25 protein-coding genes and 1 pseudogene are annotated in these 26762 nt (G+C 60.7%); 12 read left to right on the top strand and 14 right to left on the bottom strand.

Annotated elements, in window-relative coordinates; all coding sequences use genetic code 11:
* Window positions 1–7 precede the first annotated feature (7 nt).
* The 6 genes from ppk2 (at window position 8) to IGB42_RS09805 (ending at window position 7937) form a co-directional block, all read left to right on the top strand.
* On the top strand, window positions 8–829 hold the full coding sequence (gene ppk2 / locus IGB42_RS09830; protein WP_159670754.1) for a polyphosphate kinase 2: 822 nt from the start codon (window positions 8–10) through the stop codon (window positions 827–829).
* A gap of 59 nt (window positions 830–888) precedes the next feature.
* The gene (locus IGB42_RS09825; protein ID WP_159670749.1) at window positions 889–2607 is read left to right on the top strand and encodes a SulP family inorganic anion transporter; all 1719 of its coding nucleotides are present in this window, start codon (window positions 889–891) and stop codon (window positions 2605–2607) included.
* 163 nt (window positions 2608–2770) lie between these two features.
* Window positions 2771–3109 (top strand): hypothetical protein, encoded by a 339-nt coding sequence (locus IGB42_RS09820; RefSeq protein WP_159670744.1) that lies wholly within the window; start codon window positions 2771–2773, stop codon window positions 3107–3109.
* Window positions 3110–3530: 421 nt separating this feature from the next.
* The gene (gene mgtA, locus IGB42_RS09815; RefSeq protein ID WP_159670739.1) at window positions 3531–6296 is read left to right on the top strand and encodes a magnesium-translocating P-type ATPase; all 2766 of its coding nucleotides are present in this window, start codon (window positions 3531–3533) and stop codon (window positions 6294–6296) included.
* 156 nt (window positions 6297–6452) lie between these two features.
* Entirely contained in the window at window positions 6453–7127 is a 675-nt protein-coding gene (locus tag IGB42_RS09810) for an SOS response-associated peptidase (RefSeq protein WP_159670735.1), read from the top strand.
* 267 nt (window positions 7128–7394) lie between these two features.
* On the top strand, window positions 7395–7937 hold the full coding sequence (locus tag IGB42_RS09805) for a cysteine hydrolase family protein (protein ID WP_159670730.1): 543 nt from the start codon (window positions 7395–7397) through the stop codon (window positions 7935–7937).
* A gap of 682 nt (window positions 7938–8619) precedes the next feature.
* On the opposite strand, the gene IGB42_RS09800 is transcribed toward IGB42_RS09805, so the two are convergent.
* Window positions 8620–9501: an AraC family transcriptional regulator gene (locus tag IGB42_RS09800; protein ID WP_159670723.1), complete on the bottom strand. Its 882-nt coding sequence runs from the start codon at window positions 9499–9501 to the stop codon at window positions 8620–8622.
* 124 nt (window positions 9502–9625) lie between these two features.
* Between IGB42_RS09800 and IGB42_RS09795 the strand changes: the two genes are divergently transcribed.
* Complete coding sequence (locus IGB42_RS09795; RefSeq protein WP_159670718.1) at window positions 9626–10807, top strand: glycoside hydrolase family 18 protein; 1182 nt, start codon at window positions 9626–9628, stop codon at window positions 10805–10807.
* 115 nt (window positions 10808–10922) lie between these two features.
* Complete coding sequence (locus tag IGB42_RS22550; RefSeq protein ID WP_304505715.1) at window positions 10923–12326, top strand: carbohydrate-binding protein; 1404 nt, start codon at window positions 10923–10925, stop codon at window positions 12324–12326.
* A 202-nt stretch (window positions 12327–12528) separates the two neighbouring features.
* Here the strand turns inward: IGB42_RS22550 and IGB42_RS09785 are convergent, their stop codons facing one another.
* The 9 genes from IGB42_RS09785 to soxR form a co-directional block, all read right to left on the bottom strand.
* Window positions 12529–13050, bottom strand: a complete 522-nt coding sequence (locus IGB42_RS09785; RefSeq protein ID WP_159670711.1) for a class IV adenylate cyclase — start codon at window positions 13048–13050, stop codon at window positions 12529–12531.
* Window positions 13051–13173: 123 nt separating this feature from the next.
* Entirely contained in the window at window positions 13174–13650 is a 477-nt protein-coding gene (locus tag IGB42_RS09780) for an OsmC family protein (protein ID WP_159670708.1), read from the bottom strand.
* A 43-nt stretch (window positions 13651–13693) separates the two neighbouring features.
* Window positions 13694–14155, bottom strand: a complete 462-nt coding sequence (locus tag IGB42_RS09775) for a VOC family protein (RefSeq protein WP_159670705.1) — start codon at window positions 14153–14155, stop codon at window positions 13694–13696.
* 92 nt (window positions 14156–14247) lie between these two features.
* Window positions 14248–15054 carry a hypothetical protein gene (locus IGB42_RS09770; RefSeq protein ID WP_159670702.1) on the bottom strand — a complete coding sequence of 269 codons (807 nt, stop codon included), beginning with the start codon at window positions 15052–15054 and terminating at the stop codon, window positions 14248–14250.
* A 154-nt stretch (window positions 15055–15208) separates the two neighbouring features.
* The gene (locus IGB42_RS09765; protein WP_159670699.1) at window positions 15209–16018 is read right to left on the bottom strand and encodes a hypothetical protein; all 810 of its coding nucleotides are present in this window, start codon (window positions 16016–16018) and stop codon (window positions 15209–15211) included.
* A gap of 371 nt (window positions 16019–16389) precedes the next feature.
* Window positions 16390–17505: an SMP-30/gluconolactonase/LRE family protein gene (locus IGB42_RS09760; protein ID WP_159670696.1), complete on the bottom strand. Its 1116-nt coding sequence runs from the start codon at window positions 17503–17505 to the stop codon at window positions 16390–16392.
* A gap of 437 nt (window positions 17506–17942) precedes the next feature.
* The gene (locus IGB42_RS09755; RefSeq protein WP_159670693.1) at window positions 17943–18440 is read right to left on the bottom strand and encodes an MgtC/SapB family protein; all 498 of its coding nucleotides are present in this window, start codon (window positions 18438–18440) and stop codon (window positions 17943–17945) included.
* Between the two features lie 126 nt (window positions 18441–18566).
* Window positions 18567–20504, bottom strand: a complete 1938-nt coding sequence (locus tag IGB42_RS09750; protein ID WP_159670690.1) for a methyl-accepting chemotaxis protein — start codon at window positions 20502–20504, stop codon at window positions 18567–18569.
* A 391-nt stretch (window positions 20505–20895) separates the two neighbouring features.
* Window positions 20896–21375 (bottom strand): redox-sensitive transcriptional activator SoxR, encoded by a 480-nt coding sequence (gene soxR, locus IGB42_RS09745; RefSeq protein ID WP_159670687.1) that lies wholly within the window; start codon window positions 21373–21375, stop codon window positions 20896–20898.
* 84 nt (window positions 21376–21459) lie between these two features.
* Here soxR and IGB42_RS09740 point away from each other — a divergent pair, with 84 nt between their 5' ends.
* A complete protein-coding gene (locus IGB42_RS09740; protein ID WP_159670684.1) occupies window positions 21460–21798 on the top strand; it encodes an antibiotic biosynthesis monooxygenase in 339 nt (112 codons plus the stop codon).
* 400 nt (window positions 21799–22198) lie between these two features.
* Window positions 22199–22726, top strand: coding sequence for a hypothetical protein (locus IGB42_RS09735; protein WP_159670681.1), 528 nt, complete (start codon window positions 22199–22201; stop codon window positions 22724–22726).
* A 17-nt stretch (window positions 22727–22743) separates the two neighbouring features.
* On the opposite strand, the pseudogene IGB42_RS09730 reads toward IGB42_RS09735, so the two are convergent.
* Window positions 22744–23502: pseudogene (locus IGB42_RS09730) on the bottom strand (IS5 family transposase).
* Window positions 23503–23672: 170 nt separating this feature from the next.
* On the opposite strand from IGB42_RS09730, the gene IGB42_RS09725 reads away from it, so the two are divergent.
* Window positions 23673–24029 carry a YciI family protein gene (locus IGB42_RS09725; protein WP_159670678.1) on the top strand — a complete coding sequence of 119 codons (357 nt, stop codon included), beginning with the start codon at window positions 23673–23675 and terminating at the stop codon, window positions 24027–24029.
* 119 nt (window positions 24030–24148) lie between these two features.
* The gene (locus IGB42_RS09720) at window positions 24149–24706 is read left to right on the top strand and encodes a hypothetical protein (protein ID WP_159670675.1); all 558 of its coding nucleotides are present in this window, start codon (window positions 24149–24151) and stop codon (window positions 24704–24706) included.
* A 10-nt stretch (window positions 24707–24716) separates the two neighbouring features.
* Here IGB42_RS09720 and IGB42_RS09715 read toward each other — a convergent pair whose 3' ends face one another.
* Genes IGB42_RS09715 through IGB42_RS09705 form a run of 3 tightly spaced genes read right to left on the bottom strand, consistent with a single transcriptional unit; the run spans window position 24717 to window position 26496 of the window.
* Window positions 24717–25298: a hypothetical protein gene (locus IGB42_RS09715; protein ID WP_159670672.1), complete on the bottom strand. Its 582-nt coding sequence runs from the start codon at window positions 25296–25298 to the stop codon at window positions 24717–24719.
* A gap of 17 nt (window positions 25299–25315) precedes the next feature.
* A complete protein-coding gene (locus tag IGB42_RS09710; protein ID WP_159670669.1) occupies window positions 25316–26044 on the bottom strand; it encodes a lysozyme in 729 nt (242 codons plus the stop codon).
* Window positions 26041–26496 carry a hypothetical protein gene (locus IGB42_RS09705; protein WP_159670666.1) on the bottom strand — a complete coding sequence of 152 codons (456 nt, stop codon included), beginning with the start codon at window positions 26494–26496 and terminating at the stop codon, window positions 26041–26043. The genes IGB42_RS09710 and IGB42_RS09705 overlap by 4 nt, the downstream gene beginning before the upstream one ends.
* Window positions 26497–26762 lie beyond the last annotated feature (266 nt).

The raw sequence follows: 26762 nt of genomic DNA, 5'->3' as shown, positions 1-26762 counted from the left end.
CGATGTCATGCCCAGAACGAAACAGAAAGCGCACGCAGAAGCCCCCGCCAGCCCGGAAAAACTCAGCACCAAGGCATATGCCAGGGAACTTGAGCAGTTGCATGTGGAGCTGGTGAAACTGCAGCAGTGGGTGCAGCAGCAAGGGCTCAAGGTATGCATCGTGTTTGAAGGGCGTGACGGGGCCGGCAAAGGCGGGGCCATCAAGGCGATTACCGAGCGGGTGAGCCCGCGCGTGTTCCGGGTGGTGGCACTACCCGCCCCCACCGAGCGGGAAAAAAGCCAGATGTATATACAGCGCTATCTGCCCTACCTGCCTGCCGCTGGCGAAGTGGTGATTTTTGATCGCAGCTGGTACAACCGCGCCGGCGTGGAACGGGTGATGGGCTTTTGCACCGAGCAGCAGGTGAATGATTTCCTGCGGGGCGTGCCGCTGGTTGAACAGGCCATCGTGCACTCTGGCGTGATCCTGCTGAAGTACTGGCTGGAGGTGAGCGAGGAAGAACAAACCCGCCGCCTGCAGGCACGCATCAGCGATGGCCGCAAAACCTGGAAGCTCACCGATATGGATCTCAAGTCGTACAGCCGCTGGTATGACTACTCGCACGCGCGCGACGAGATGTTCAAGGCCACGGATACCGATATCGCCCCGTGGCGCGTGGTCAACTCCAACGACAAGCGCAGAACCCGCCTCAACATCATCAGTGATGTGCTGGCGAGCATTCCCTACAAGGCGCTGCCACGCCCGAAGATCACCCTGCCCAAGCGACAGAAACCGGGGGATTACCGTGAAGTGAACTATCCGTTCAAATTCATTCCGGAAAAGTTCTGAGCGGCCGGCATGCCGGCTTTTGCCAACCCGCAGCAATTGCAACCTGATCGAGGTAGCCCGTGGCGCAGCCTGACCCTGTTCAAGAACGGCACGACGGGCCCCCGCATCAGGGCCTTGCACGGCTGATACCCGAATGGCTGCGCAGCTACCGGGCAGACTGGCTGAAGCCGGATCTGATCGCCGGGCTGACCGCTGCGGCAGTGGTCATCCCCAAGGCGCTGGCGTATGCAACGGTAGCCGGGCTACCGGTGCAGGCCGGCCTTTATACCTGCTTCATTCCCATGCTGATCTACGCGCTGCTGGGCACATCGCGCGCGCTGAGCATGAGCACCACCACCACGCTGGCCATTCTGGCGGGCGCGGCCTTCAGTCAGCTGAGCCTGCCTGGCGATGCGGCCACGCTGGCCGCGGCATCGGCCACGCTGGCATTCCTGGTGGGCGTGATCCTGCTGCTGGCCAGCGTGCTGCGGCTGGGATTTGTAGCCAACTTCATTTCAGAACCGGTGCTGATCGGCTTCAAGGCGGGTATCGGCATCGTGATCGTGCTGGATCAGTTGCCCAAGTTGCTGGGCATCCATATCGACAAGGGATCGTTCCTGCACAACATCGTGGCCACGGTTGCCGGCATCCCCGATGCGTCGCTGCCCACCGTTGCAGTAGCCATCAGCGTGATGGCGGTTTTGCTGTTGATGAAGCGCCATACCCCGCGCTTGCCGGCACCACTGATAGCGGTAGCACTCAGCATCGTCGCTGTCGGCCTGCTGCAGCTGGAAGGCCGTGGTGTGAGTATCGTCGGTGCTGTGCCCACCGGCTTGCCGGCGATTTCGCTGCCGGATTGGCATTTGCTTGCCACGCTGTGGCCGGCAGCCATGGGCATCGCGCTGATGAGTTTCACCGAAACCATTGCCGCAGGGCGCGCGTTTGCGCGCAGCGATGAACCCGCCACGCAGGCCAACCGGGAGCTGGCTTCCACCGGCCTTGCCAATATCGGCGGGGCTTTTTTTGGTGCCATGCCCGCCGGCGGCGGAACCACGCAAACGGCGGTCAACCGGCTGGCCGGTGCCCGCACGCAGCTGGCAGGGCTGGTTACGTCGCTACTGGCGTTGCTGACGATCTTGCTGATTGCCCCCTTCATCGGGCAGATGCCCAATGCCACGCTGGCAGCGGTGGTCATCGTTTATTCAGTGGGCCTGATCAAGCCGGCGGAGTTCAGAAGCATCCTCAAGATCCGGCGTACCGAATTCATCTGGGCACTGGTATCGCTGGCTGGCGTGATGCTGCTGGGCACGCTGCAGGGCATCGTGGTTGCCGTGATCGTGTCGCTGCTGGCGCTGGCGTACCAGGTATCCGATCCACCCGTGCACGTACTGGCACGCAAGCGCGGTACCAATGTATTCCGGCCCCTGTCGGCGGAAAATGGGGATGATGAGCAGTTCGGCGGCTTGTTGTTGCTGCGGCTGGAGGGGCGGCTGTTCTTTGCCAATGCCGAACGGGTCGGCCAGAAAATCCATCCACTGATCAAAGCGGCCAGTCCCGGCGTCGTGGCCATAGATCTGAGTGGGGTATTCGATCTGGAATACACGGCGCTGAAGATGCTGATCGAAGCGGAAAAGCGCCTGCGCGAGCAGGGCATCACGCTGTTGCTGATCGGGCTAAGCCCCGGTGTGCTGGCCGTGGTACTGCAGTCCCCTTTAGGGGAAACACTGGGGCACGAACGCATGATGTTCAATCTGGAACAGGTGGTTGCGTATCATGAACCCCTCGCGCGCTCCGGATGAGCGATCATGCCATATCGCAACTAGCCGCATGCCAGGGTTCCCGAAGGAAGCGATACGACTGGTGCGTTGATGCTTGCAGCGACCAAGGATGCCTGGTGAAAAAATGACATTGCATCGCAGGGATATTCCACTGCTTGTTTACGGCGTGGTGGTGCTTGCTCTCATGACCTGCCGGAATGAAGTATTCGATTACGAAACGCCGGGTCGCAGTGTTTCGTATTGGCATGCAGCGGCCGCCAGCCTGCCTTATGTGCTGATCGATCTGCTGTTGCTGCTTGCCACCTTGCGGCCAAGAACCTATGTGCTGGCCTGCGATCGCGCGCTGCTGGCACTGCTGCTGTTTTCCCCTTATGCATTGATCAATCTGCTCACCGTCGTACATGCATCGGGCTGGCATATGATGCATGCACTGGTTTTGCTGGGCTTGCTGGTTTACCTGGCGCTGCTGTTGCTGAATTCGCTGCTCGCCCGTCTAGCCCTGAAAGCCGACAAAAAAGAGTAATGAGTGTACTTGCGCTTACACAAGCAACCCACAGCGGCGCATTTTCGTACATGTTCAGCATGGACGCTTACACCTGTTGGGCGTATCTTCCGCGCATCTTCATCAGATGGAGTTCCTCCGTGGACAGTAGTCCCAGTAGCCGATCTTGCATCGGCAGCTAACGGCAAGGACACCGCAGATCACTTCTGCCGCTGCCCTTGCCACCCCAGGCGGGTAGTCGGCTTGGGTTGAACCATCCGGTTCGGCCCCTTCCCTCTTACCACATCATTGTCCGTTGTCATCCGTTGCCCGGCGCAGCGGCTTTGCGCTTGCCTGCCGGCTGCGTGGGGCTTGCCGTTTCCGCCTGGATGACTGCACTACCGATCCGGTGGCCAGGCGCCCCGGAGCCGGGCTGCCCGCGTGCGCCCGGCGGGGAGGAAGTATGCGTTTTGAAGTGTTCAAGAAAGGTCTGCTGACCTTCATGCAAAAGGGCCTGAGCGCCCGGCAGTTCCGCCGTCTGGCACTGCTCGATCTGCTGCGCGGCGAAGCCGTGGGCAAGGAAATGCCGCAACAGCTGGCCGAGCGCATGGTGGCGTTGGCGCAACTGGCGCCTGATGCAGCATTGCAGCAACTGGCCGCGCACCAGGATGGCCTGAGCGAGCGCGAAGCCGAAATCAAGCGTGAAGCGGTCGGCCTGAACGAGGTAGCGCACGAAAAGCCCATGCCATGGTGGGTGCACCTGTGGCTGTGCTACCGCAATCCGTTCAACGTGCTGCTGACGGTGCTGGCAATCGTGTCTTACCTGACCGAGGACATGAAGGCCGCCATCGTGATCGGCGCCATGGTGGTGATCTCCACGCTGCTACGCTTCGTGCAGGAAAAGCGCAGCAACACCGCCGCAGACAAGCTCAAGGAAATGGTCAGCAACACCGCCACGGTGCTGCGGCGTGACCCGGCACGCAACGCTGCCCCGGAAGCGGAAAAGTACTTCGGCGTGCATCTGCACCCGCATGAATCACACCGCGCGGAACTGGCCATCAAGCTGCTGGTGCCGGGCGATATCGTGGTGCTGTCTGCCGGGGACATGATCCCGGCCGATGTGCGCGTGCTGACCGCCAAGGACCTGTTCGTGAGCCAGGCTGCCCTGACCGGCGAGGCGCTGCCGGTAGAGAAGTTTGTCGCGCAGCGCGATGCCGGCATCCAAAACCCGCTGGAGCAGGACAACCTGTGCTTCATGGGCACCAATGTGGTGAGTGGTACGGCCACGGCACTGGTGATCGGCACCGGCAACCAGACTTACTTTGGCGCGCTGGCCGAACGTGTAACCGCACAGGACCGTACGCCCACGCAGTTCCAGGCCGGGGTGAACAAGGTGAGCTGGATCCTGATCCGCTTCATGTTCGTGATGGCGCCGCTGGTGCTGTTCATCAACGGCTTTACCAAGGGCGACTGGGTAGAGGCGGCGCTGTTTGCGCTATCCATTGCCGTGGGGCTGACGCCGGAAATGCTGCCGATGATCGTCACCTCCACGCTGGCCAAGGGCGCGGTGATCCTCAGCCGCAAGAAGGTAATCGTGAAGCGGCTGGATGCGATCCAGAACTTCGGCGCCATGGACATCCTGTGCACCGACAAGACCGGCACGCTGACGCAGGACAAGATCGTGCTGGAGCGCCACACCGATGTGTTCGGCGAGATGGCGGACGACGTGCTGGAAATGGCCTACCTGAACAGCTATTACCAGACCGGCCTGAAAAACCTGCTGGATGTGGCGGTGCTGGAGCACGCGGAAATCCACAAAGAGCTGAACGTGGCCAGCAATTACCGCAAGGTGGACGAGATTCCGTTCGATTTCGTGCGGCGGCGCATGTCGGTGGTGGTGAGCGAGCATGAAGACCGCCACCTGCTGATCTGCAAGGGCGCACTGGAAGAAATCCTGTCTGCGTGCAGCCAGGTTGCGCATGGCGATGCCGTTGAAGCATTGACCGACGAATTGCTGGCGCGCATCCGCAAGGTGACGACGGCGCTCAATCAGGAAGGCCTGCGCGTGGTGGCAGTGGCCACGCGACAACTGCCGCCGGAGCGGGATACCTATAGCGTGGCCGATGAAAGTGCGTTGACCCTGGTGGGTTACATCGCTTTCCTCGACCCGCCCAAGGAGACCACCGCGCCGGCGCTGCGCGCGTTGAAGGCCAATGGTGTGGAAGTGAAGGTGCTGACCGGCGACAACGAGCTGGTGACGCTCAAGGTCTGCAAGGAAGTGGGCCTGACCGTGAAGGGGGTATTGCTCGGTAGCCAGGTGGATACGCTCGATGACGGCGCGCTGGCCCACGTTGCGGAAAACACCACGGTGTTTGCCAAGCTGTCCCCTACGCAAAAAGAGCGGCTGGTGCGGGTATTGCGTGCCCATGGCCACGTGGTGGGCTTCATGGGTGACGGCATCAATGATGCGCCGGCGTTGCGCGCGGCGGACATCGGTATCTCGGTGGATTCCGCAGTGGATATCGCCAAGGAAGCGGCGGATATCATCCTGCTGGAAAAAAGCCTGATGGTGCTGGAAGCGGGCGTGATCGAAGGCCGCAAGACCTTTGCCAACATGCTCAAGTACATCAAGATGACGGCCAGCTCCAACTTCGGCAATGTGTTTTCGGTGCTGGTGGCAAGTGCCTTCATCCCCTTCCTGCCGATGTTGCCGCTGCATCTGCTGGTGCAGAACCTGCTGTACGATATCTCGCAAATTGCCATTCCGTTCGATAACGTGGACGAGGCATCGCTGACGCAACCGCAGCAGTGGAACCCGGACGAACTGAGCCGCTTCATGGTGTTTTTCGGGCCGATCAGCTCGGTATTCGATATCAGTACCTTTGCGCTGATGTGGTTTGTATTCGGCGCCGATAGTGCCGGGCACCAGACGCTGTTCCAGTCCGGCTGGTTCGTGGAGGGGCTGCTGTCGCAAACGCTGATCGTGCACATGATCCGCACCCGCAAGGTGCCCTTCATCCAGAGCCGTGCTGCATGGCCGTTGCTGGCGATGACGGGCTTGATCGTTGCCATCGGCATCTTCCTGCCCATGGGCCCGCTGGCGCATTACTTCAAGCTGCAGGCGCTGCCGCTGAGCTACTTTCCATGGCTGGTGGGCATCCTGCTGGCGTATGTAGCGGCCACGCAGGCGATGAAGCATTTCTATGCCAAGCGGTATGGGTGGCAGTGAGGCGTTAGGGAGAGGGACAAGTGGGTTACTCTTGCGGGAAATGAGCGGCCTTTGCTGAATCAGGCAAACGACAACGTGCCATCGTGAAGACATATCGCAGACGGATACAGGAAGGAGCAGTTATGCTCCCTTTTGTTATCCGCCCCGCCGCTCACCATGTGCGTCAACTACCGCTCACTGCCCGCCCCCACCCTGCAAAAGTACTTCCTGCTGAATCCGCCTGCCGGTGATTGGCCGACCGAAGTGTGGCAGGACTATCAGGCGCCCATCATCATCCAGGGTGACGATGGCAATCCGCAAGCGCTCTTGGCCAGCTATGGCATGGTGCCGCGCAGCAGGATCCCTGCAAACATGAAGAAGTTCTCCACCATGAACGCGCGGGCAGAAACGCTGGCACAACGGCGCAGCTACCGGACCGCCTGGCAAAAAGGTTACCGCTGCCTGGTACCGATGCAGGTGTTTTACGAGCCTTGCTATGAATCCGGCCGGGCGGAACGCTACCAGATCGGCATGGCCGACGGCAGCCCGTTTGCCGTAGCCGGCATCTGGCGGCCCTGGAAGGAAGCGCACGGGGGGTATAGTTTCTCGTTCAGCCAGATCACCGTAAATGCCGATGCGCACCCGGTGATGCAGCGCATGCATAAACCCGGCGATGAAAAACGCAGCCTGGTGATGGTACCGGAGGCTGGCTACGCACAATGGCTGACGGCGGAAAACAGCGATATCGCCAGGCAGCTGCTGGTGTTACCGGATGGCGCCAGCCTGATGGCTGCAGCGCTGCCAATGCCAATAGATGGCAGCGGGCCTGTCAACGCAGAACTGGCATTCTGATTCCGCTCTCCAAGATATAACCAACTCCAGTACATTCTGGATAAACCCATGCTGACAAGGGGTTGACGAACCAGATCGGATAGCGGCATGATCAAGCCCATGAACCTGCGTGCCCGCAACACCACCACGATCACCACCGCAACCGCTTATGGCGGGTGGCGGGCTGGTTCGTGAACGCAAGTCACTGAATCCCCAAGGCCCCGCCAGAAATGGACGGGGCCTTTTCTCTGCGCCGTCTTGCCTGGCACATAAACAAGGAGCAATGCCATGCAGCACCAGAACCCGAGGCGCGCAGCGCTGTTGGTTGTCGATATGCAGGTGGGCCTGTTTCATGGCCCGGAACAGCCACACGCACGTGAACGCGTGCTGGCCGCCGTGCAGAAACTGATCCAGCAAGCCCGCACTGCTGAAGCACCGATTTTTGCCGCGCGCCATACCGGGCCAGCAGGCTCCCCCATCGAGGCCGGTAGTCCCCTGTGGCAGTTGCTGCCGGAGCTGGATATCGATGCGGTAATCGATACCGTTTTCGACAAGACACGGCCCAGTTGTTTTCTGAATACTCCGCTTGCAGCGAAGTTGGCTGACGCAGGCGTGCGCGACCTGGTGATCTGCGGCATGAAGACGCAATACTGCATCGATGCCACCTGCCGCATTGCTGCGGAATTGGGATTCCAGCCGGTGCTGGTGGCAGACGCACATACCACCATGGATACGGCTGCGCTTTCTGCCAGTGCGATCATCGCGCATCACAACGCAACCCTGCAGGGCCCGTTTGCCCGCGTGATCAATACCGCGGACGTGCAATTTTGAGCGCCGCGGGCATCCGGCAAGCTGCCATGATGCCCGCAGACCTCAGCACCTGATCGGCATGGATGAACATGCCGGCTTGCCGCAACCGCAACCCGGTCTGATCAAAGCAGCAACGGCCCAAAGAGACACCGGATGAGCCATGTTTTGCTTGGGGCTCTGCTGTTGAGCACATTGATGCTGCATTTGGCCAGCAACCCGCTGCCGCATTATCAGCACAGGCCATGCGCTGGCCGGGCTTGGCGCAGCACATTCCCCAGGCCAGCAAAACGGATATCCACCGCTTCTGCAATTGTTTGTCGATGCGATTGCGCTGCCACGCCTGCCAGCGCTGCGCTTCCGCCCTGCCGACACACCGATGGCCATCTAGCGGGAACTGTATCCGTCAAACTGGATGCCGGATGCGCTGGAACTGGAAACGCTGGCATTGGCGTACCGCGAACGGTATGGCATCGACCTCATCCTCCTGTGGCATGACGACATGATGCTAGGTGACTTGTTTGCGATTGCGCATCCGGTAGCAGCATTGCCATTGCGACGGAGCAGCTTGGCCAACGCAATAGAAATTTACCGTTATAAAACCGTTATCGCTTTGGCCTTTGTCTTTTATGCCCCAAAACCACAGCTCGGTGGTAAGGCTGCCTTGGCAGGCGTGCGGAATCGGGCGATTCATCTATCAGCCCCCTCACCCCGCCCCGATCTCCTTCGGAGCCAGCGCCAGCTCGCGCAGCACATCGCCCGGCCCGGTGCCGAAGTGACGGCTGAAGCGGCGACTGAAGCTGGCGATTTCCTCATAGCCCACCGCCTCTGCCACTGCGCCCACGTTGCCGAAGCCGGCCAGTAGCAACTCGCGGGCGCGGGCCATGCGCTGGTTGATGATCATCTGCTGCGGGGCCACGCCCAGGTAGCGCAGGCACTGGCGCTGGAACTGCGCACGGCTGAGGTGTTGGCGGGCGGCCAGGTCTTCCACGCGCCAGGGCTGCGCGGGGTCGCGCTTTACTGCATCGAACAGCGCCTGTAATGAACGGGTGATTTCATCACCCGCCTCGGTGCTGGCCAGCATGCGCTTGAGCAAGTCCACCGCCAGCAGCATGGCAGCACCGGTGAATGCTTCGTGCTCCTGCTGCGCCTCCAGGCAGGTGAGCGCGGTGGCGTGGAAGAGATTCTCTGCAGCAATCACCGGCCGCATGCTGATCTGGTTGCCCTGCAGGAAGGCCCAGCTGCGCGAATCGTTCAGCAAGAACCACGCGGTGCGCCAGTAGCCGCCGTTATCGCAAAAGCCGCTGTGCCCGTATGCAGGCAGGATGGCCATCTGCCCGGGGCCCAGCAGGCGGCGCTGCGCACCGTCGATCACCAGCCCCTCGCCTTCCACGCTCAGCAGCACGATATGGAATGGCGCGCCGATGCGTTCCACATGCAGCGGGCCGTGCACGTAGGACACCCCTGCCAGCAGCACATCGTGGTCAGCCAGCGCACGCAGGTGCGGGTGGTGAAAGATGCGCGCCCCCACGCTGTGCTGCACATTGCGGGGGTCGATATCGAACAGTTCCTGGTAAATGGTGGACATGGTGCGCAACTTGAACAAACGTGATCGTCATATTCAGACATTCCTCCTTGCTAATCAATCGCTTAATTTTTGGCTACGCCGCACACCGAGGCGGCGAACAAACAATACCCAGGAGAGTCATTGCATGCATAGCCCACGATTCAACCCCTTGCTTCCCTTCGCCATGGCCGGCGCGCTGCTCTGTAGCGCGGCCCAGGCGGCACCACTGATCATTTCCTACCTGCCCACCTGGCAATCGGATCAGGATCAGCAGCGGGCGGTAGAGGTACTGCCCAAGCTGGATTACGGCATCTTGTCGTTTCTGGAGGTAAAGCCGGATGGCACGGCCTTCGTGAGCGATGCAGCAGCGCCATCGGCGCTGTTCTGGCATCAGGCCTTCACCGAGGCCCGCAAGAAGAACCCGGCGCTGAAGTGCCAGTGGGTGATTGCCGGCTGGGAGGGTTCGCGCAATATCGCCAAGGTGGCGCAAAGCGAGGCAGCGCGCACGCGGCTGGCCATCACCGCCACCGCCATCATGCGTGCCTATCAGTGCCAGGGGCTGGATCTGGACTGGGAGCATCCGGTAACCGGCGGCAACTATGCCGATGATGCATCGCCGGCAGACAAGGACAACTACATCCTGCTGCTGCAGGCACTGCGCGCCGAGCTGGCCCGCCAGGGCAAGAACGACAACCAGAAATACGTGCTGACCGCCGCACTGCCGGTGACCAACGGCGGCTGGTCGCTGTCCGGTTATGACATCCCGCGGGCCGTGAAAGAGCTCGATTGGGTGAACATGATGCTGTACGACTTCTACGGCGCCTGGAGCGCACGCGCCGGCCTGCTGGCCCCGCTGTACGGGCTGGCGGCCGATCCGGACGGCAAGGTGCTGTCCATCGACCTGGGCATCAAGTACATGCTGGACAAGGGCGCCCGCAAGGACCAACTGGTATTCGGGCTGCCGTTCTACTTCCGCGCGCAGGGCAATGTGGAGCCCGGCCCAGCGGGCGATGGCCTCAATCAGCCTTCCAAGGGACCGGGCCTGAAGCAGTACAAGGAGCCGGGCGCCGGCCAGTACTACCTGGTGAAGCAGGACCTGATCGGCAAGCCGGGCTGGCAGCAATTCCGCAGCAAGGAAGCCGGTGGCGCGCCGTATCTGTACAACGCCGGCACGCGCGAGTTTGTCAGCTACGACGATCCGCAATCGCTCAAGACCAAGCTCGACTACGTGAAAGCCAATGGTCTGGCCGGCGTGATGATCTGGGAGCTGACGCAGGATGATGCGCAGCACAGCCTGTTCAACACGCTGACGCAATCGCTGCGCTAAACCGTCAAACGATCCCCAGGCAATCCTTGAGCCCCGCATGGCGCGGGGCACTTTCACCCTTGCTGGTGGCGCGGCCCACAGCCAGCCGCCCAGCTTGCAGATAAAGGAATTGAACATGCGTACGTTGCAAAAGATCGGTGTACTTTCCATCATCCCGCTTTACCTGCTGCTCCACAGCGCAGCGTGGGCCGCAGACCCGACCCCCACTCCGGCACCCAAGGTACTGCGCTGGTCCGGCTTCGACTGGCAGGTGCGCGCCGGTGGCGGCGGCCCCGGCCCCAACAACTGGGATGAGCGCAACGCCTGGGTGGATGAACAGGGCCGCCTGCACCTGAAAATAGCCAACCGCGATGGCGTGTGGTCATCTACCGAAATCCAGCTGGGCGTGAGCATGGACCGGCTGGGCTTCGGTACCTTCCAGACGCATATGGTGGGCCGGCCAGACCAGTTAGACCCGAACGTGGTGTTCGGCTTTTATACCTACCCGCCGCGCGATGTGGGTGGCGATGCCACCAATGAAATCGATATCGAGTTCTCCAAATGGGGCAATGCGTTCGCCCCCATCGGCAACTACACGGTCTGGCCGGCAGTGAATGGCGCGGTGCGCAGCTGGCATGGTTTCGATCTGGTGCTGGATAGCGATCTGTCCACCCACCGCTTTACCTGGCAATCGGACAAGGTGAGCTTCCAGACCCTGAACGGCCACCGCGCACTGAACGACAGCACCGGTGAAACCGCCAGTTGGGTGTTCGATCCACGCTTCCCCCCCGCGCAAACCGATAACCGCCTCAACCAGTGGTATTGCAGCTCGCACGATCCGCTGCAGTGCATCAGCCAGAAGCCGCAGTACTTCCTGATCAACCTGTGGCAAGTGGGTGGCCGCGCGCCGACCGACAACAAGGAAGTGGAACTGGTTCTGACCGACTTTACCTATGTCCCCAACGGCACGCCGCCATCACCGGTACCCAGCAGCGTGCCGACGCCGACGCCGGTTACCCAGCCCAGCGTGGTGCCAACCACCGGCCCCACCGTGCCACCGACCGCAACACCCCGCCCCACCGCCACCCCGGTACCGGGCAGTTGCTACACGGCATGGGGCACCGATGCGGTGTACCTGACCGGCCAGCGTGTTACCCGCAACGGGCGCAACTACGAAGCCAAGTGGTGGACGCAAGGCAATGACCCGACTACCTCCGGCCAGTGGGGCCCATGGCTGGATCTCGGCGCTTGCACCGGTACCGTGCCGTCACCGACCAGCACGCCAACCGCGCAGCCCACCGTGAAACCCACGGTTGTACCGACCACGCCACCCACAAGCGCACCGACAGTCACCCCGGTACCGCCGGTGACACCAACGCCGGCCCCCGGTTGCCCACCATGGCAGGAAGGTGTGTCGTACGCGGTCGGTGCGTGCGTCAGCTATCAGGGCAAGCAATACACCGCGCTGATTGCGCACACCGCCCCCGTGGGTGGCAACTGGACACCACTGGTGGTGCCGGTGCTGTGGCAGGCGAAGTAGTCAACCACAGCAACAGCCATCCCGTTGATACAGGCAGGAGGCGATCTCCTCCTGAATTGGTTTGATTATCCTCTGGCCTTGCGGCGCCCTACCGGCGCCGCTTTTTTTGCTACCCGCAACGGATGCCGGTCGAGCAGGCGTCGCTGCCGCTTTCGCCCATCAGAACAGTCAAGCCGCATACGGCCTAGCCCGGATCGCCTTGTCAGCACAGCTGGCGCAGTGCCAGCAAATCCACATAAGCGGCTTCAATCAACTGGCTGGACTGCACGCCCAGTTGCACCATCAATGCATGCGCCTCTGCCACCCCGGCCTCGGCCGCTTCGCCATCTTGCAGCACCACTTCCAGCTCGAGGAATTCGCCCAGGTCTTCCACGCGGTCCAGATGGATGCGGGTGCGCCCGGCAATGAACAGCACCCGGTGTTTGCGTACCCGCCCGCCTTGCCCATATGCACGAGTAAGTACTTCACGCAAACTGTCCGGTGCGGTAGTCGGCGAAATGGCATAGACACTTTCCCTGGGGCCTTGTTGATTGGCGCGCTGATAGAAAATCAGCTCACCCGATTCTGGCGAGAATGCGCGCAGCTTCAGGCGGCCATCAGGGCAGTCGAAAAACGTATCGTCCTGCATGATGTCTACCGGGCCTTGCTGCGCCAGCGCAGCCACCACAGGCACGAGTGCAGCCACGCTTTGGATACGCGCCTTGATTTCGATATTGCGGGGCATGGCTGACCACGTCTGGCGGATTGACCAGGCTGGGGAAGTTACCTGAATGATGGCTGGAATGGCAGCCATTGCCGACATGAAGCGTTACGGAACAGACCGCACCGGCTTATCGGCAGGGCCGGATCATGGCGCGCTGCCGTACACCGGCTCGCAACGTACTTCGCTCTTTACCGAACTGGCGATAAAGCATTCTTCATGTGCCGCGTGATGCATCTGGTCGATTTGCGTGCGGTCAGGCCGCTGTGGCCCAGAAAACAGCACATCCGGCCGCAACGTCACCACGTCGATCGCCCATTTTCCCCCGGCATTTTTCGCCATGGTGCCCTCTGCAGCATCCTGGTAGCGATCCACGCAAAACCCCTGCTTGGCGGCAATGGCGAGGAAACACAGCATGTGGCAACTGGCCAGCGCAGCAACGAAAGCTTCTTCCGGATCCACCGCGCTGGCGTCGGACATCGGCAGCGGTACCACGTGCGGCGACGACGAACCGGCCAGCTCGACCCCGCCATCAAAACGAATCAGATGCCGACGGCTGTAGCGCTTGCCGAGGAAATCCTGTTCGCCGCGTTGCCAGATCACTTCTGCAAGATATTGCGCCATCGGGGCTCCTGGGTTGGCGGAGTGCACCAGCTGGTGCATCCGATCATGCGGGATGATTCCAGCAATCATGGCGCTGCTGGCGCTCTTGCCGGTAGTTGGTTACTTCCAGCCGCAAGCCATCCGGATCCGTAAAGAAAGTGGCGGTATAGTCCACGGCATAGTCAGGGTAGAGCGCCGCATCGGTTGCTGCGATACCCATCTGTTGCATTGCATGGGCCACCTCGGCGACGTCTGCCGCGCTTTGTACGCGCAGGCACAGGTGGTGCAGCCCGGGTCGTTGCCGTTGATCGCTTCCCGGCACTTCCAGACCGGCATCGGAGCGCGCCGGCCGCAACACATAGCCAAAATGCCGATTGTAGTACTGGATGTGCGGATCGCCCGCCAATGTGCAGGCGTTTTTCCGGAACCCCAGCACCGTGAGCAAAACCTGATCGTAAAAGGCTTCCGACCTGCGCATATCGCTGACGGCGATATAGACATGATCAATACCGATGACCTCGGGCATGGGGTATCTCCATCACGACGCGGCGAGCAGATGAGGCGGTGCCACCCGATCCCGCTACGCGATCCATCCGGAACCGCTCACAGAATATGGCTTCAGAGTTTTGTGCCCTGGAACAAAAGGCCCGCCGTACGCGGTGTATCGATGGTGGTTACAACCAGCGTTCTCTGCGTTTTGTCGTAATAGGCAACGCCTGCAACGGAACCCGTATTCTTGCCGCAATTGAGCGCAATGTAGGCCAGTGACAAGTTGTACAGATTGCCTTTCGCATTGGCGGAAATGTTACCGCTGAACTGGCAGCCATCAGCAAACTTGCCGCTGACGGTGCCGGTATTGGTCACGGTCAATGTGCTGTTCTGCGTACCAATCAATGTACTGACCTGACCGGTATATTCGCCTGCTATGCTGGCCAGCGTGGGTGTCAGTTCGTAATCCGGGCTATAGGTGGAGTTGAGTGAAACAATCTGATTATTGCCGGTAATCTGTGGGCGGAATGTGGATTTGGCAATATATGAACCACTGACCACCACATTGCCGATATTGGCAGCCACGCTATCGAAATTTACGCCATTCGTTGATGAAAACAGGGTATTCAACGAGGTTGCCGTACCCGTCAGAAAACCGACGAATACATTCGGATTGGCTGCAGTTGTATACGGCATCCAGTATTTACCGGTGCCGTCGCCCAGTACCAGCGCAGTGAACGAGCGCCCGCCGCTATCCACGCCCTTCCACAAGCCCTCGGCCGTTGCGGACGCAGGAATCGGCGTCGGTGTTGGTGTAATTGCCGGGGTTGGCGTCGGTGTCGGCGTGGTGGTGCCCTCTTCTGCACTGCACGCAGCCAGGATCAGGCCGGCCGCTGCCATGGAGAGAAAAACCGCTGTCTTCGTTAGGATATTCACGCTGCTCATTCCTGATTAAATGGGTAAATCTACGTCTGGTCATGCCTATTGGCCCACACAGCCTGGCAGATGGATCAGGCCGCAACCTGCCGGGCTGGTAACGTTGCGGTCTGGTCAAGGGCAACTGGCCAGGTTAAATGGCGCGTCAAGCGGCCTACGGCTTGGTCCCCACAAAAATCATGCCATTGTTGCGGGCTGTATTGAGCGCCGCGCCATACAGGCGCTTTTGCGACGCATCGTAATATCCCACACCCGTGATGGTGCTGGTTCCCAACATGCATGCGCCACCGGCAAACGTCACCGTTACATCGTAAACGTTGCCCTTGGCATGCGGGCTGGTGGTGCCGGTAAACTTGCAACCACTGGTGCCAGTACCGGTAATGAGGCCTGTTGCGCTCACAATCAGCGTTATGGCTTCGCTACCGCCCTGCACGGCGCCCGTGCCGGAGTAGGTGCCCGCGATGGTAGCCAGTGCAGGCTTTTTTTCATAGTCTGCATCGTACGTACCGGTCAGCGTGACGGACTGGCTGCTGGCCGGATAGGTCAATGTGCCAGTCAGCGTTTTTTTGGCCACATAGTTGGCGACGATGGTCGTCGCATTGACGCCGCCCCCTTCCTGATTCAAATCCTTGCCATCCGTGCTGGCAAAGTCGCCATTCTCTGCCTTTGCCGAACCTTGCAATACGCCAGCGATGATATTGGCATTATTCGTGGCGGAATAAAGCACCCAGTAGCTGCCGTTATCGAGTACCACGCCAGTCAGCGCGCGGCCATTGCTGGTAGTGCCCCGCCATACCCCTTCAGCAGCGAAGGAGACCGGTACGGGGGTCGGGGTGGGCGTTGGCGCCCTGGTTGGCGCGATGGGCAATACACCCACCGAGGCACTGCCGCCGCCACATGCTACCAGCAACACGCTGACCGACAAGGCGGCAGGAAGAATCAGGTTTTTTACTTGGTGCTTCACGTCAGGCTTCCTGTTGTCATGAGGTTATATCAGGGCTGACGGACAAGCAGCCCAGTCTCCGCAAAGCGCCGATAAGGCATTCGCGATCCCGGTCTGGTGCATTTGCCCATCAAAGCGCGCTACCTGTCGCGATTGATTCCGGCAAAAACTTACCAACCAAGAAATATACATACAAGCTTTTTGGCGAAAAGTTCCCTGCCCCTGCAAACTTGCCGGCGTTCAGACAGCACGCCACAAGGCAAACCCGCTGCTTGATCTTGCTACCGTGCGGAGCGTCGTGCCACGCGTCGCCAGCGCTGGATGGGTTGCATCAGCGGAGGCGATGAATGATGGCAGTGGCACAGATCAGGCATGTTCGCGTTGATCCCGCCCTAAATCTGGCCCAGCCGCTTCGCACGCCGATACAACAGCAATGCAGCAATGAACACCATGATCAACAACCCCATGGCGCCGGTGCTGATGCGGCTGTAAACCAGCTTGGCATGCGCGGCCTGCTGCAGCTCTTGCTGGAATGCTGCATCGCCAAATGCCGGCAGGGCGTTGCCGGCCGGATCGAATACATGAATCACGAAACGGCCCGTATCCGCCACCAGCACACGCGTATCCACGATCAGGATGGATAGGGGGTCTGCCCCATCAGGCAAGGTGATTTCGTGGCGGATACGCCCGTCTTTCTCGTATACCAGCAGATCGCCATGCGCCATATCCGGCCCGGCATTGACCACCCAGCGCGTGCCATCGCCAGCTACCGCAAGTGCATTGGGCCAGTCGCGTCCCCGAAGGATATCCATCTGCACCGGATATGCGTTGCGTTCCGCACCAAAACTGGCGACTTGCGGATCAACCGCCACGATACGGTGGTGGTTGGTATCGGCCACGTAAAGCAACCCGTCCGGCCCCAGCTGCAAGGTGTTGGGAAATGCAAAATCCTGCCCGCTGCTGGCTTCGACCTCGCCATCCACCCGCAACCGCAACAAGCGCCGCTGAGCGGTGTCGGCAACAAGGAACGCGCCGCTGGCGGCATCGCGCCACAACTTGAATGTACGGTTGCTGCGGAAGCCCCCTGCAAACGGCTTGCAATTGCCGGTGGCCAGCGCGCACCATTGCAATGTGACCTGGCCTGCCGGCATCTGGTCACCGCCATCCCCGTTCACCCGGTTGAAGATACGCAGGCTGCGCAGCAGCCCACCGCCATCTTGCCCGGCACGCAACAGGATCTGCTGCTGGTTGCTGACCCAGAAATCCCCGATCAGGCGCTCGACACCAAAACGGCTCAGGGGAATCTCATCCAGTAATTGTCCCTGCGGCGAGAGCACCAGCAATGCATCGGTCAGTACCAGATAGACCTTGCCGTCATCGCCCGATCGCAAATGCGTCGGCCCGGAGATGGCGGCGGCCTGTCCGCTACTCCATACCCGCAAACCCAGCAATATCAGCAGCATCACCGTGATGGCGAGGGCGGCCCGTGTTCGGCGTGGTGCGGACATGCAAGCTCCATGGCCCGGAAGCCAGCGGCATCAGGCGCAAGTTGGAATGTGAACGGGGTAACAGCAGCGATGATCCGTGCAGCGTGCAGGATAACCTGCCAATTGCAGGCCATTGCGGACCGGCAGCACGGCAGCTGCAGTGTGGTGCCACAACACGGGGATGTCATGCGCGCCCGATCTCGAGACCACGTTGAGAAGGCCAATCGCCATCGCATCACCTTTCCCCGCCTGATGTTTGTTTCCGGCTTGTCCGGCCCCCTACCTGTCTGGCATGCATACGCGCCACGCCCGGCCCGGAATCAGCAATTGCACGTGCGGTGATTTACGGGGCAACGTGCGGGCCGCTGGTCTTGCCGATGGCAGCTTTGCGGGCTTTCTTCGCGCATGATCCAGCAAGGGCCTCCAGCGGGCACCCGCTGGTCCGCTCGAAAACGCCATCAACCCTGCGCTTCGTCTGCCTGATTCGCAGGATCGGTACCGTTTTTCTTGCGATCAAAGCAATGCGGTACCAGGCTCAGGATGGCCAGCGCCAGGAAGGTGCTCAGCACAGCGGTCGATTCGCGCCCCAAGCCGCAGGCAATGCCGATGGCAGCGGTCATCCACAGCCCGGCGGCGGTGGTGAGGCCCTGCACGTTTTCCTCGGCATGCTGCTTGATGATGGCGCCGGCGCCAAGAAAACCCACGCCGGTGACGATACCCTGGATTACCCGGCTCATGTCCGCCACGGCGGTACCAGCCAGCTGCGGCACCAGCACGAACAGCGCTGCGCCCAGTGCCACCAGCATATGGGTGCGGATACCGGCAGCCTTGCCCTTCTGCTCGCGCTCGTAACCGAGCACGCCACCCAGCACTGCCGCCAGCAGCAAGCGCACCACGATGCGGGTGATCTGCGCGGCATCCGGCACATCGGAAAACTCCGCGCGTATGGTATCCATAACCGCTTCTGTCCAGGCCACCTGCGCTGCTCCCGCCACGTTGAGCCATCACTGTCCCATCACTGCGCAGGCCCCGCTATCCGGCCCAGTCTGACATGGCCTTGGTGAACATGAAGCCACATACACTCACAGCCTGAAGCGTGCCACCAGTCCACCCAGCTCGCGGGATAGCCGGCCCAAGTCCTGCACCACCGCCTGGGTATTGTGGATGTTCTGATCGGCCTGCGCTGCGCGGTTGGACAATTGCTCGGCGCCGCTGGCCATCGCCTCGGTCGCCTTCGATTGTTCGACCGCTGCATCGCGGATGTCATCGGTGGTTTGTGCCACCGCCTGCATCAGGCTCTGGATGGATTCGATATCCACAATGGCGCGCGCCATCAGCGCCACACCGCTTTTGACTGCCACATCCGTATGCTGTGCATGCGCCAGCGCACTGCCCGATTCGCTGCGGATTGCCCGCACCATGTCGCTAATCTCCACCGTGGCGCGGCCGGTGCGCTCGGCCAGTTTGCGCACCTCGTCCGCCACCACGGCAAAGCCGCGGCCCTGCTCGCCAGCGCGCGCGGCCTCGATGGCGGCATTGAGCGCCAGCAGATTGGTCTGGTCGGAAATCGCCTTGATCACGTCGGCAATCGAGGCGATTTTCTCGCTGCGCGTCTGCAGGCCGCCCATTACCGTAGTGAGTTCATCCATCGATGCCGCCACCTGTTCGATTTCCCGCGCTACCCGGCCCACCGACTCTGCACTGGTCACGGACACCGCCCCCGCCTGCTCCACGGTGCTGGACGCACTGCGGCTGTTGTCGGCAATCACCGAAATCGACACGGTAATTTCCTCGATGGTGGCCGCGGTCACCCCGGCCATGTCCGCATTGTGGCGGGCATCGTCAGCCAGCTTGGCGGTCATGTCGTTGATGCTGGCCACGCCACTGGTCAATTGCCCGGTTTCTTCCCGCACCTTGAGGAACATGGTGCGCAACTGCGCCATGAAATCATTGAAACTGCGGCCGATATGGCCGATTTCGTCACCACTGCTGGCATCGAGCCGCACGGTCAGATCGCCCTGGCCCGTGGTCAACGCCTGCATGGCTTCGCGCAGCCGTGCCAGTGGCCGCGTGATCGAGCCCACCAGCAGCACCACCAGGCCGATGGAGATGATCAGCGCCACGATATCCACCACGGCCAGCCACACCATGGTGCGGTTGACCACGGCATTGATCTCCGAGCGGGGCATTTCTACCAGCACGAACCAGCCTGCGATGGGCAAGTAGCTCGATGCCACCACCATGGCGCCTTGCGGGCCATCGTAGTGCGCCAGGTTGAAATCACCCTGCTTGAGCAGCGTTGGCGCTGCCTCGCTCATGCCGGGCAGGCTGGTCAGATCCACCTTGGCATCCACTTTCACCAGCGAAGGGTCGCGGTGGATCTGGATCTTGCCCTGCTGATTCACCACGAATACCTGCCCTGCCTGCCCCACGGCCATTTTCTTGATGCGCTCGGCCATATCGGTAACGTCCAGCCCCACGCTGGCATCCCCCTTGTGGCCCTGACCATCGTCGGCGCGGTAGTTGATGAACATCATCACCGCCTTGCCCGGCTCGATGCCCAGGTTGAAATCGAACTTCTTGCCACTGCCCATGAATTCGTCAAACCAGCGATCGCCTGTCGGCTCGAGTTTCCTGAGCAAGCCGCGCTCGTCGTCGTAATAGTTGCGGGTGCCCTCGCTGATAAAGGAAACGATGGGATAACCGGTTGCTGCCTTTACCGATTTTGCATATTTCTGCCACGCGGCAATGCCTTCTACCGGCTCGCCTGCAGCCACCCAATCAAGCAGATAGGTATTCTGCGCTATACCCGCAGCCACTTGCACCGGTACCGACAGCGATTTATCCAGATCATTGCGGATGGCCGCCACGGTCTGCTTCAGCTCGCCCTGCTCCATGCGCTCGGTCATGGTGCTGCGCAGCAGCCCCCCCAGCACCAGCCCCGCAGTCAGTTGCGATGCCAGCAGGATCAGCGCCAGGCTGACCAACAATTTTTTCCGGATAGACCAGGTTTTGAACATGACAAGGCATCCTGCGGGGAATCAAATTGGCACAATCAATTGCATCCGGCCCTGTCTGTTTCCAGAAACAATGCGAACACGGTGAATGGCGTGATGTGTAGTAGTGATCGGTATATTCATGGCAAGGCATCACGCGTTTCATGGCAAGGCATCACGCGTTGCGGCACACATTCCATAAACAGCGGATTGGCCAGCACATGCAATACCCATCCTTGCCTGCCTTTACATCGTAGACCATATCGCCTGCAATCTCGCTGTGGCGTATACCGCAAGCCGGTCGCCGTACCGGGCTTGCAACATCAAATCACCGGGGGCAATTGCACCCCGGCCGGACAAATGGCCCGGTCCGATCAATCGCGGGCACCATTCAATACCGGCTGCTGCCGATTGCTTATTCAGGCTTGATTTCTTTTACCCAAAGCCGCTGCGGACCCGCTCCCTGCGCAGCCAGTTCATCGTAAGGGTTGCGCAAGCGGCACCGATCTATCGACAGACAACCGCAACCGATGCAATCGTCCAGCGTATCGCGCAGTTGCTGCAGTTGCGCGATACGCACATCGAGATCGCTGCGCCAGCCCGCAGACAGCCGCTCCCAATCCCTGCGGCCCGGCGCGGCAGTCACCGGCAGCGTAGCCAGCGCTTCTGCAATCTGTGCCAGCGTGATGCCCACCCGCTGGGCTACGCGGATAAATGCCACACGACGCAATACCTCGCGCGCATAGCGACGCTGATTGCCCTCGCTACGGCTGCTGCTGATCAAGCCTTTTGTTTCATAGAAATGCAATGCGGACACCGCCACGCCGCTGCGGCGCGCTACCTCTCCCACGGAAAGCGTGGCCGCAATGCCGGCCTGCCCCAGCGTCATCGGCATGAAAATCCCCTTTACCTCAATATAACTTGAGATTTTACACTGCTTTGCATGCGGGCAACCCTGCGCGCAATCAAGGAGCCAGTCATGCCCGAGTCCTTATCCATCAACGCTGCCACGCCGCTGTTCCGCGTCGACAAGTTTGCCGTGCCCGCCGGGGCGATGCCCGCCTTCATGGCCCAGGTCAACCGCATCAATGAACTGGTCAGCACGCTGCCAGGCTGCATGCAGAATCTGGTGTTGACCGATGCGGGTCAAGGCAGCGATTTCAATGTGGTCACCTTGGCGGAATGGGCCAGCGATGATGCATTCACAACAGCCAGGGCATTTGTGCAGCAGCGCCATGCAGCGGAAGGTTTCGATCCCGCTGCCTATATGCAGCAGTTGGGCATACGCGCCGACATGGGCTTGTTCCGTCCAGCCTGAACCGCCATGGGGAAGGAAACCCGCTCCGGCCCCACGCGGCAGGCTGCTGCTGCGCTTGCCGGCCGTGCCGGGGCTGACGTTGGCTTCCGGCAAGCATTGCCGTGCAGGACCGTCTGATACGCGCTACGCATGTTTGCGGGCAAGATGCCTGCAGGAACAAATGCAGCCCGGCTGCATCCAAGCCCCGATACCCGGCATATGAACGGTGCCTTGCCGTGCCCCGGCATGGATCGGTACCGCATCGGGCAATGCACTGGCTGCATCCGTTTGTCTTGCCCCTGCAGCTTTTGTATGCTCTCGGGTCATCGCGTCACCGCTCGTTGCGTTAAAGTGGCATCAACGCGATTGCGCGCCCCTCGGCAGCCGCTGGCTGCTGTTCCATGAGCAACAGGAATACTCTATGCACCGTCGTATCACCCGCCTCATTGCACCGCTGATTCTCGCCGTTGCCGCCCTTGGCGCCAGCTCGCTGGTACAAGCCAAGACCAATATCGAAGTCAATATGGACCCTGTAACGGCAAAATCGGAAATGGCACCTGTCTGGCTGGGTTATGCCATGGCACGCGCCCGCTATATCAGCGCACATTTCAGTGATTATCAGGGGCAGACCGGCGTGATTGCATCTGCATACGTCGAGGAGGTGGAGGCCCGCTTTGCCGCCACCAAAATGTATAACGAACTGCGCGCCAAAGACTTGCCGGCCAACCGTTATTTTGATGACCTGAGCAAGGTCATCACCGCCGGTTACATGCCGGAATACACTTGGGTCAACCTGCACCAGGCCAGCTGGAAAACCGCCCCGCCGGATGAACGCCTGGATGCCTACAGGAAATGGGCAAAGAAGAACCTAGCCGGCCACAAGGTGGAAACCCATGGCCAGATCGTGATCAAGGCGGCGGCCGCCGATGCTGCGTCCGCCGCACGCTGAACTATGGCCTGTTAACACTAACGTAACCCGTCCGAGATCAGAGCAAAGCAGATGAAGGCGATGAACATCACATCGAGCTTGTCGAATCTGGAGAAGACGCGGCGATAGCCCTTGAGCCTGCGGAACAGGCGCTCAACCTCGTTGCGTCGTTTGTACATCTCCCGGTCGTATTCCCAGGGCGAGATGCGCGTTCGCAGTGGCGGCACAACCGGGATGAAGCCTGGATCAAGCGCCAGCTGGCGCGTTTCATTGCCCTCGTAGGCCCGGTCCATAAGCAGGTGCACAGGGTGACCCGGCGAGCCAAGTCGCTTGAGCAACTTGCGCCCCTCCGGTGCGTCATGCGCTTGACCAGGAGAGCGTGAGAACGCAATGGGGGTACGGGCCATCCGCTGCTACAAGGTAAATTTTGGTGTTCCAGCCACCGCGGGACTTGCCGATAGCCTGCGGACCGTTTTTTTTGGTGCTCCGGTGCCATCTGGATGGACCTTGACGCTGGTACTGTCCAAAGAGACGGCTTCCATCTTGATCCGCACAACCTGAGTGCGTTGTAGCTCCTCGAAGGCGCGGTCTAGAACGCCGGCCTTGGCCCAGCGATTCATGCGGGTGTAGATGGTGTGCCAGTTGCCGAATCGTTTGGGCAAGCCTCGCCACTTACAGCCGTACTCTGCGACGTACAGGATGGCATTGAAGACCTGCAGATTCGTGAGGCTGACGTTGCCGCGCTGCCGGGGCAGGCAGTGTTCGATCTGTGCAAATTGCGCGGACGTGATTTCCATGGACATCGTATGCGTAGAAATCGCTAACTGTGCAATTAATGTTAACAGGACCTAGCTATTTCCGCGTTACACGGCATGAATTTCGTCCCCATTTGTAGAAATGCCATTGGCGTAAGCGTCATTGTCATGGCGGCCACTTCGCACCGCCGACAACCCGATGGAGGCACCCCATGCAATACATGTTGCTGTTGTACTCGCAGGAAGCTGGCTGGGCGCGATTGAGCCATGCCGAGCAGAAGGAGTGGATGGGCGCTTATGCGGCGTTCACGGATGCTTTGACTGCCGCTGATGCGCTACGGGGTAGTAGCCACTTGGCATCCAGCACCATCGCCACCACGGTGCAGGTGCAAGAGGGCAAAACACAGGTGCTGGACGGCCCGTATGCGGATACCAGGGAGCAATTGGCGGGCTATTTCCTGATCGAGGCTGACGATCTGGATGCAGCATTGCAATGGGCCGAGCGCTGCCCGGGGGCAAGGCATGGCTTTGTGGAGATACGGCCGCTGGGCCAGCCGCCGGCACCATAGCAGGCACGTATCCGGCGCTGAGTAAGCCCACTCAACCTGGAACAACCTCATCGCGGCCACAGGTATAATCAGCGCTCTTTAGCGGTGTGGGCACCAGCCTGCACGCAATCGGGGGCAAGATGTTCTGGCTGGGGGTATTGGGGTTCTTGCTGGCATTTTGCGCCATTCCGGCTGCAATTGTAGGCGGCGTTATCCTGTTGACGACCAGAGAAAATCAGCAGCGCTTGAGCGGTCACACTGTAGTGGAAGCGCCACGACTGGTGGGCCAGAAAAATGCGCAGCTTCTTGAGCTGGCTTCTTACATCATCTTCGGGGTGATCACCGTTCCGAGCTGCGTCGTCGCCATACCCCTCTTGTTGGTTTCATTATTTTTCGTGCTGGGCATCGGCAATCTGGCGGTGATAATGGTGCCGGTAATCGTTTTTACCTTGGCGGGTTTCGCTGCGATCTGGCGTTTGCATTGGACCTACCTGGCACGCGGTTTTTTGCCTGTGCACAGATGGCGGTATATCGCGCTGCTTGGATCGGGTGGCCTACTCTGCGTTGGCGTGATGCTGCCCATGCTGAAGTCGGGTGGCCACTGGTTCCTGATCTGGCCAATATCGAGCGTGCTGTTCTACCTTGTGCTGTTGCTGGTGCTAAAGCCCAGGCAACAGCACGCAGCAAATGCAGATTGAAACGGGTATATCAAAACACCCACCCCACCCTGAACCTGGCTGCTGCATTGCCATCACGCCGTTGCTGCACCTCCACACCCAGCCGGATACGCGCCAGATCACGCTCAAGCCAGATGCCGGGAGTGTGTGCAGCCGGGTCATAACTCACGCCTGCGGCCCAGCGCTTGGGCTCGGGCGGGATCAATGCCGGCTCGATGGGCACATCCAGCGCGCTGATGATGTTGCCATCCGGCGAGCTGGCGACTACCCGCCGTCCATCGCCCACCCGCACCAGCGACAGATCCACCGCCACCGGGCCGCAGTCGCAATAGGCCGCGCCGCTGGCATCCAGTTTTGCCGCCGCCGGGCTGGGTTTGACCACCACATGCATGCGCCTTTCTTCGATACTGCCTTTGGGCAGGCGATGTGGTGCCGGGCCGGGCTTCTGCTGTGGTACACGTTCGGCCACCACGCTGCCATCCTGCTGCCGCAGCGCCTGGGCACTGCTGATATTTTCCACCACCGGCTTGCCATGGCTGCCCCACCAGAAGCCGACGGTAATGGCTGCGCCGATCAGCAACAGCGATATCAATGCAAGCAACAGCATGATCAAACGACGCTCCAGCACACTCATGCCCAGCCCCCCGCACGTTGCCGGTAGCGCTGATACAGCACCGCGCAGCCAACTGCCAGCAATACGGCAGCGATGATCAGCAAGGGGCTGAGGCCCAGCGCATCTGCGGTGGTTTTGACATCCCCCGTGAGCGCAGCGGCACCGGTGGCAAGCCCCGTGGCAACCGATGCCGCGCCGGATTGCGCAATCGGCGAGCCGGCCAGCGTTTGCTCGCCTTCCACCTGTTGCGGCATCGCGGTTTCGAAGTAATCGGCATCGTCATCCGGGGTGAGATAAAGCGCCGCCTCACGCGCACGGCGGCTGGCCAGGCCGGGCAATACCTTGCCGGCCGCCTTGTTCCACAAGGCGAATGCACGCGCGGCCGCCTGTGGATTGCCTGCGTTATGCTGGCGCAACACGGTGGATTTCCTGAATGCGCCCACGCCGATGTTGTAGGCCAGTGAGCACAGCGCACCCAGTTCGTTGGCGCCCGTGTCAACGTGGCAAGCGTTGCGTACTTCACGAGCAAGCGCCGCCAGCTCCGCGCACAGGTCGTCATCCGCCTGCGCTTGCGTCCATACCATGCCACGCTTCACGTGGTCGGTCTGGCCCCAGCCTATGGTCCACACACCAGCCGGGCACAGGTAGGCACGCAGTTTGCAGCCCTCGGACAGCGCAATCAGCCTGACCGCATCCCAGGCAATGGGCCAGTTGATGCCCTGGCTGGGCAGGATGATGCCGCTCATGGCTTATCCCCTTTGCCCAGCTGCGTGCCGATGCGCTTGATCTCGATCCCTTGAGCGAGGGATTCATCGTGCAGCCTGGCGATCTCGCGCAGCAGTTCCTTGGCCGATTCGCCGGCATAAGCAAGCAAGCCCCCCACCACGATGCCGCCGCCCATCACCATATAGACCCAGCGTTTGAGCGTATCGACACGGCTGTGCACTTTGCTCACTGCGTCCTCGCGCAGCTGTTTTTCGCCACGCAGGTCGTCTTCGATGCGCAGCGTCTGCGTGGTCAGGCGCCGATCCATCGCTTCGGTATCCTGGCGGTGGTTTTCGGTACGCTCATTGACGAGCGCCACGTGTTTGGTCAGTTCAACAACCTGCCCGAGCACTCCTTCAACGCGGGTCAGGCTGTCCTTGATATAGCGCAGCTCAACGGCTGTAGCGCTTTCGTGCGGGTTCTGGTCTGGCATGATTGCAGCTCTCTGGTAGATGCTGCAGTGTGACCACCTTTATTTGCTGCGCACGGCACTGTAACGCCGTGTGTAATCGGCATTCAGGTTGCGTGATCGCAGCACGCATGAGGGGGCCGATTGCATGTTTGCCAAGTATTGCCCGCCAAAAAAAATGACCACCGGGTGGTGGTGGTCATTTAATACACAGTGATATCCGGACAACCTACAGTGGTGTGCTTATGCCGATAGTTAACCGTTCCAGACTCCGGGTCAGATTGATCCAG

It is taken from the genome of Andreprevotia sp. IGB-42, from assembly GCF_009848685.1.
Taxonomy (GTDB): domain Bacteria; phylum Pseudomonadota; class Gammaproteobacteria; order Burkholderiales; family Chitinibacteraceae; genus Andreprevotia.
This window is presented reverse-complemented; position numbering and strand designations above follow the sequence as displayed.

What these genes read in the sequence shown, in the direction of transcription:
- IGB42_RS09760 (WP_159670696.1), bottom strand. Translation starts at nt 17,505, where the DNA reads ATGTCCGCACCACGCCGAACACGGGCCGCCCTCGCCATCACGGTGATG.
- IGB42_RS09725 (WP_159670678.1), top strand. Translation starts at nt 23,673, where the DNA reads ATGCAATACATGTTGCTGTTGTACTCGCAGGAAGCTGGCTGGGCGCGA.
- IGB42_RS09810 (WP_159670735.1), top strand. Translation starts at nt 6,453, where the DNA reads ATGTGCGTCAACTACCGCTCACTGCCCGCCCCCACCCTGCAAAAGTAC.
- IGB42_RS09795 (WP_159670718.1), top strand. Translation starts at nt 9,626, where the DNA reads ATGCATAGCCCACGATTCAACCCCTTGCTTCCCTTCGCCATGGCCGGC.
- IGB42_RS09820 (WP_159670744.1), top strand. Translation starts at nt 2,771, where the DNA reads ATGACCTGCCGGAATGAAGTATTCGATTACGAAACGCCGGGTCGCAGT.
- IGB42_RS09750 (WP_159670690.1), bottom strand. Translation starts at nt 20,504, where the DNA reads ATGTTCAAAACCTGGTCTATCCGGAAAAAATTGTTGGTCAGCCTGGCG.
- soxR (WP_159670687.1), bottom strand. Translation starts at nt 21,375, where the DNA reads ATGCCGATGACGCTGGGGCAGGCCGGCATTGCGGCCACGCTTTCCGTG.
- IGB42_RS09800 (WP_159670723.1), bottom strand. Translation starts at nt 9,501, where the DNA reads ATGTCCACCATTTACCAGGAACTGTTCGATATCGACCCCCGCAATGTG.
- IGB42_RS09710 (WP_159670669.1), bottom strand. Translation starts at nt 26,044, where the DNA reads ATGAGCGGCATCATCCTGCCCAGCCAGGGCATCAACTGGCCCATTGCC.
- IGB42_RS09775 (WP_159670705.1), bottom strand. Translation starts at nt 14,155, where the DNA reads ATGCCCGAGGTCATCGGTATTGATCATGTCTATATCGCCGTCAGCGAT.
- IGB42_RS09735 (WP_159670681.1), top strand. Translation starts at nt 22,199, where the DNA reads ATGCACCGTCGTATCACCCGCCTCATTGCACCGCTGATTCTCGCCGTT.
- ppk2 (WP_159670754.1), top strand. Translation starts at nt 8, where the DNA reads ATGCCCAGAACGAAACAGAAAGCGCACGCAGAAGCCCCCGCCAGCCCG.
- IGB42_RS09805 (WP_159670730.1), top strand. Translation starts at nt 7,395, where the DNA reads ATGCAGCACCAGAACCCGAGGCGCGCAGCGCTGTTGGTTGTCGATATG.
- IGB42_RS09785 (WP_159670711.1), bottom strand. Translation starts at nt 13,050, where the DNA reads ATGCCCCGCAATATCGAAATCAAGGCGCGTATCCAAAGCGTGGCTGCA.
- IGB42_RS09740 (WP_159670684.1), top strand. Translation starts at nt 21,460, where the DNA reads ATGCCCGAGTCCTTATCCATCAACGCTGCCACGCCGCTGTTCCGCGTC.
- IGB42_RS09780 (WP_159670708.1), bottom strand. Translation starts at nt 13,650, where the DNA reads ATGGCGCAATATCTTGCAGAAGTGATCTGGCAACGCGGCGAACAGGAT.
- IGB42_RS09720 (WP_159670675.1), top strand. Translation starts at nt 24,149, where the DNA reads ATGTTCTGGCTGGGGGTATTGGGGTTCTTGCTGGCATTTTGCGCCATT.
- IGB42_RS09755 (WP_159670693.1), bottom strand. Translation starts at nt 18,440, where the DNA reads ATGGATACCATACGCGCGGAGTTTTCCGATGTGCCGGATGCCGCGCAG.
- mgtA (WP_159670739.1), top strand. Translation starts at nt 3,531, where the DNA reads ATGCGTTTTGAAGTGTTCAAGAAAGGTCTGCTGACCTTCATGCAAAAG.
- IGB42_RS09705 (WP_159670666.1), bottom strand. Translation starts at nt 26,496, where the DNA reads ATGCCAGACCAGAACCCGCACGAAAGCGCTACAGCCGTTGAGCTGCGC.
- IGB42_RS22550 (WP_304505715.1), top strand. Translation starts at nt 10,923, where the DNA reads ATGCGTACGTTGCAAAAGATCGGTGTACTTTCCATCATCCCGCTTTAC.